The following is a 6,216-nucleotide window of genomic DNA, read 5'->3' on the forward strand; positions in this document are numbered from 1 at the left end:
GGCACCGCGGCCGCCACGTCGCGGCAATGGCTCTACGGCGAGGCGGGAGATGATGTGTTGTACGCCGGTGCGCCGGTGGACCTTGCTGCGGCGATCGCGGCCGGCGAAACACAGTCCGCCACCGGCAATGGCTTCGTGAGCCTGTCGGGTGGTTCGGGGGACGACCGGCTCCTGGGCGGCGCGGGCGACGACGTGATCTATGGCGGCGCCGGCTCGGACACGATCGTGGGCGGCGCCGGTGCGGACATCATCCTGGCGGACGGCAACGGCGCGGCGCTGGCCCTGGGCAACGCCACCGAGGCGAACGGCAGCGGCACCAACGATCCTCGCACCGGACAGATGCGCCTGCTGCTCGCCAGCGTGGCGCTCGCGCGCATCGGTGCCACCCCTTACGACAGCACGGGGCAGAGCATCCGCACCACGGATCTGCGGACCTTCGGCATCAATCCGCTGACGGAGATGGACATGTCCGGGCTGCTCGGCATGCGCGCGGAAGACATCAAGCCACTGGAGGGCGATACGAACAAGTACGCCCCGGGAACGCAGGCCACCTTCGCCGAGTTGAACGGCAACGAGGCGTTCATGAGCAACGTGGGCAAGTCGGCGGGGGCGGGCGCGGACATCATCTACGCCGGCGCGGGCGATGACGTGGTGAATGCGGGCGCGGGCGACGACATCGTGTTCGCCGGCACCGGCAACGACATGGTGGCCGGCTACGACGGCGACGATTTCATCGAAGGCGGCGACGGCGACGACTGGCTCGACGGCGACTATGACGTGGTGCCAGGCGAAGGCCAGCAGGCGGTGGAGATCCAGACGGTTCATGGCGCGCAGATCGTGGTGCGCAATGTGTTGGAGGCGTCGCGCCATGGCAACGACATCCTCGACGGTGGCGCGGGCAACGACCGCATGCGCGGTGGTGGCGGCAACGACATCCTCTATGGCGGCACGGGCAACGACGAGATGTTCGGCGACCAGGACCGCATGAACGGCCCGGAGACCGGCAGCGACTTCCTGGATGGTGGAGAGGGCGACGACACCCTGGTCGGGGGCGGCGGTGCCGACGTGCTGCTGGGCGGCGCGGGCAATGACATCCTGGAAGGCGACGACCTCGCGGACCAGGTTGCGGCCCAGTGGCATGGCGCGGACCGGCTGGACGGCGGTGCGGGCAACGACTCGATGTATGGCGGCGGTGGTGATGACGTCCTGCAGGGCGGAGAGGGCGACGACTGGCTGGCCGGCGAAGACGAGCATGCCGTGGATGCGGTGTCCACTCTCACTGGCAATGACACCCTCGACGGCGGCGCGGGCAATGACACCCTGGTCGGCGGAAACGGCAACGATCTCCTGATGGGTGGAGAAGGACGGGACGGCCTGTTCGGTGGAACGGGAGACGACCGGCTGCTAGGCGGCGATGGCGACGACTTCCTCTCTGGTGGTGCCGGCAACGACACGCTGATCGGCGGCGCAGGCACGGATGTGCTCGATGGCGGATTGGGTGACGATGTCTACGTGATCGACGGCGGCGATGTGCCTGCCGATACGCTCAGGAACGCAGAGGTGTTGCGCGACGCCGGCGGCAACGACACCGTGATGCTTTCGGGCAGTCTGTCCGCCTTGCGCACGGCCAAGGCCCAGGACCTGAGCTTCCGGCTGGGCGACCCGTCAGAGCAGCGTGCCGTCATCCTGGAGAACGGGTTCACCGGTGCCTTCGAGACCCTGGTCATCAATGGCGAGCAGATCGCCACGTCCCAGTGGATTCGTGCCAATGTCACGGAAGACAAGGTACTGACGGCCGACCCGGGTGGAGCGGCCTACGGCGGACGTGGCGCCGATCGCCTTGCTTTGGCCGCGGGAGGTGGAACACTGCAGGGTGCCGCGGGCAACGACGTCTTCGACATCTCCCAGGCAAAGCAGACGGGTGGCGCGGTGCTCACGTTCGAGCTGGGTGACGGCCAGGACGTGCTGACCGGCTTCGTCAGCGCAGCCACGCAGGCCAGCCGTGCCGCCAATGTGTTCGCGTTCGGCGCGGGCATCAAGGCCGACGATGTCGCCCTGGTGCGCAAGTTCGACGGCGAGGGCATGGCGCTGTACCTGCGCTATGGAGACGGCGGGGACATGGTGCGCCTCAACGGGCTGATCGGCAGCGAGGACAGGCCGTTCGACCTGGCGCGCTTCGCGGATGGATCGACGCTGGCCTGGAGCGAGCTGATTGCGCGCGGTATCGGACTGGACATGCGCGAGCGCACGGACAGTCGTGCGTACTATGGAGAAGGTACACCGTACCGCGACATCATCACGGGCCGGGACGGCAACGACCAGATCTACGCCGGTGACGGCGACGACGTGGTGTACGGTGGCGGTGGCAATGACTTCATCGTCGGCCACGACGGCGACGACGTCCTCGATGGCGGTGCCGGCAATGACATCGTGAACGGAGGACTGGGCCGTGACGTCTACCTGTTCGGTCGCGGCGATGGAGTGGACGAGTACACCGCCGGCACGGGCTCGGTGGAAACCGGCGACGTGCTTCGCTTCAAGGAGGGGCTGGCGCTCTCCGACCTGGTGTTCTCCCGGGTGGGAGATAACCTGCTGGTGCGCGTGAAGGGCGCCACGGACCGGATCACCGTCCGCTCGGCGTTTTCCACCGATCCGCTCAACCGCCTTGAGTTCGCGGGTGGAGCGACGGTGCTGTTCTCCGATCTGGCGCTGACGCCGGGCCAGGCGCAGGCCACGGACGGGGACGATGGGGAAATCTATCTCCTTCCCGGCGGTGACACGGTGGATGCGCTGGCGGGCAACGACATCGTGTTCGGCGGCGCAGGCAACGACCATATCGATGGCGGGCAGGGCGACGACATCCTCTACGGTGACGAGGGCGACGATGTGCTGGTGGACCTCAGTGGCACGAACGAGATCTACGGTGAAGACGGCAACGACCAGATCACGGCGCGCGGGGGCTCGGTGGACGCCGGCGCGGGTGACGACACGGTGGAGGCCCAAGGGTCCCGTGTCTACCTGCGTCAGGGGCACGACACCCTGGTGGCGCGCAAGTCCTCCGTTGCCACTGCGGCCACGTCGCTGCTCGATGCCAGGACCCGGGAGGGCACCAGTCGCACCATCCGGTTTGCTGCCGGCATTGGACCTGGCCAATTGAGCGTCGCGAGTTCTCGGGGCGATGGAGGACGTGGAGACCTGTCGATCCGCTGGTCCGGTGACGGTGCCGCCGGCGTCCAGGAGCTGTTGATTTTCGGGTTCATGGATCTGGCCGAGGGTGAGCGTGACATCCGGTTCGTGTTCGACGATGCACCTGGCACGGTATGGGGCTACGACGACATCTACACGCGCGCGAACGTCGGCTCGCCCGGCAACGATGCCCTGCGCGGCACGTCGGGAGACGACAGCCTGCGCGGGCTGGACGGGGATGACGTGCTCTTCGGACTGTCCGGCGATGACGTGCTGGATGGCGGCGCCGGCGCGGATATCCTGCGCGGTGGCGCGGGCAATGACACCCTCATCGCGGGCCAGGGAGGCACAGGCGCGGATAGCGACCAGCTCTTCGGCGATGAAGGCGATGACATCCTCTATGCGTCATCGACCGGGTACTCCCGCCTTGCCGGGGGCTCCGGCTCCGATACGTTCCGGGTCGGGCGGGGAGGGCGTGAGCACGTGATCGTGCGTGACGACGATGTAGCTCGCGACGTGCTCGAGTTCGACGCCTCCATAGCACCTGCTGATGTGAGCGTGTACCAGTCCGGCGGCACCGCCATGCTTCAGGTGAGGAACCCCGCCGCCGGCGCACCGAGCACCACCGTATTGATCATGGGGCTGTTCGCCAGTGCCCAGCCCGGCGGCGTCGCGCAGGTCCGCTTCGCAAGCGATCCGACCACGGTGTGGACCGTGCAGGATCTTCGGCAGAAGACACTGATTGGCGGAGCACAGAACGACAAGCTCACCGGCTTTGAATTTTCCGACGACCGCATGAGCGGCGGCGCGGGAGACGACGAGATTTCCGGGCTGGGAGGCAACGACGTGCTGTCTGGCGATGCCGGCTACGACGTGCTCGCCGGAGGTATGGGCGACGACATCTACCTGTTCGGGCGCAACGATGGGCGCGACATCATCAGGGAGATCGGCGGGTCGGATACGTTGCGCTTCGGGGAAGGCATCGCGGCGGCCGACGTCAGGCTGGTGCGCACTTCCAGTGCCCCGGCGGACAGCTCCGGTTTCCAGAAGATCTACGGGACCACGGATTCCCTGGTGGTCGCCGTTCCCGGCGGCGGCCAGATCTGGATTCCCACGTTCTTCGGCACGGATGGGGGTCTGGAAGCCTTCGAGTTCGCCGATGGCACGCGCTGGAGCCTGCAGGACATCCAGGACAGGATCGTCGATGAGCGGGGCGTTGCCGGGGCACTTCAAGGAACCGCGGGTGACGACGTTTTCACGGTTGACAACCCTGGCGATACCGTCCTCGAAGCCGCGAACCAGGGAAAGGACACCGTGCGGAGTTCGGTGTCGTACGCGCTGCCGAACCATGTCGAAAACCTCACGCTGACGGGAACGCTCGACATCGCGGGTATCGGCAATGCCTCCGACAACGTGATCGAAGGCAACGCCGGCAACAACGTCCTCGATGGCGGCAGAGGCTACGACATCCTGCGAGGCGGTGCGGGCGACGATATCTATGTGGATGCGGCGGATGGCGCCTGGGCCAACTTCTTGGATGAATTCGAGGAGAACCCGGACGAAGGAAACGATACCCTGCTGTTGGATGCGAAAAACAGTTGGTTGCCAGCAAACATCGAGAACCTGGTGTTGATGGGCTGGACGAACGACATCCGGAACTCCCCTCTGTCCTCGGACCTGGGATTCCACGACTCTTATGCGTTGTACGACAACTTCACCCTCGATCAGACACGGGTTTTGCTGGCCGGGAATGGGCTCGACAACGTCATCGATGCGACCAACCAGGGGCGCATCAGCGCCAACCTGATGAAGAACCGGTCCGACTTCTTCGGTGGCCTCATCCTGAATGGCGGAGGGGGCAACGACACGCTGATTGGCGGTGCCGAGGATGACTACTACGTTCTGGACAGTGCTGGCGACAAGGTCGTGGAAAGAGGCGTCGACGGGGCCGGCAACCAGCTCTCGGTCAATGACGCCATCGTCTCGTCCACCATGTCTCTGGATCTGCGTGGAATAGCGAACGTCGAGAACATCGAATTGTTGGGTTCACTGGAACTGGGCGCCACCGGTGACGACAAAGCCAACGTGATCCGTGCATCAAAGAACACGGCACGCAATGTGCTCGCTGGAAAGGGAGGCGACGACACCTACTACGTAGGGCTCAACGATGTCGTGGTCGAGGATGCTGCCGGTGGCTCCGATCGCGTGATCCTCGACATCATGTCGATGGGGCAGGAGGCATTGCGAGAGTACGGGAAGGTGTTCTACCTGGACGACTATGCCAATGTGGAGAATCTCGCGGCCAACGGGGCCTTGAGGGGCTCCGGCGCCACGAAAGGCATCCACCTGGTCGGCAATGCCAGCAACAACATCATCAGCGGATCCTTCCAGAACGACATCGTCGAAGGGGGCGATGGCGATGACGTGGTGGAGGATCAGTACGATGCGATCCGTTCGAGCAAGGCCGACTGGGCGGCGGGGCAGGATCAGGACGAACTCAAGGGTGGAGCGGGGAATGATCGCCTGGTGAGCTATGCAGGCCTGGACACCATGGATGGAGGCGCAGGCGATGATGTCTTCGTGGGCGGCGACGTGTATCTGTTCGGACGCGGTGACGGAAACGACACGATCGAGTCGTGGACGGGCAGGGTGAGCGGAGGCCGTACCCAGACGCTGCGCTTCAAGGCGGGTGTCAGTGCACAGGACGTGGTGCTCCAGCGTGATGGCAATGCGCTACGGGTCAGCCTGCGCGGATCACAGGATGGGGTCACGGTGCGCTCGTTCTACAGCGAGAATGCACCGGCCTCCGGCGTGCGCCGCATCGAGTTTGCTGATGGGACGGTCTGGGGCTACGACACCCTGGTGCGCCGCGCCGATCCGACGGCCGTGAACCATGCACCGGTGCTCGCTTCTCCGCTGGCGGACGTGCGTGCCGCGATCGGTACCGCATTCCAGATGGCTGTTCCCTCCGGTACGTTTACCGATCCCGATGCAGGCGATGCACTGGGCTACCGCGCAAGCCTGAAGGGC

Annotated in this window: 1 protein-coding gene; it reads left to right on the forward strand. The window is 65.6% G+C overall.

Going from position 1 to position 6,216, the window contains the following annotated elements; genetic code table 11:
* Positions 1-6,216: calcium-binding protein (locus BLR05_RS25195; RefSeq protein WP_279616044.1), on the forward strand; the 6,216-nt coding region annotated here is incomplete at both ends.

The organism is Paracidovorax cattleyae (assembly GCF_900104515.1).
Taxonomy (GTDB): domain Bacteria; phylum Pseudomonadota; class Gammaproteobacteria; order Burkholderiales; family Burkholderiaceae_C; genus Paracidovorax; species Paracidovorax cattleyae.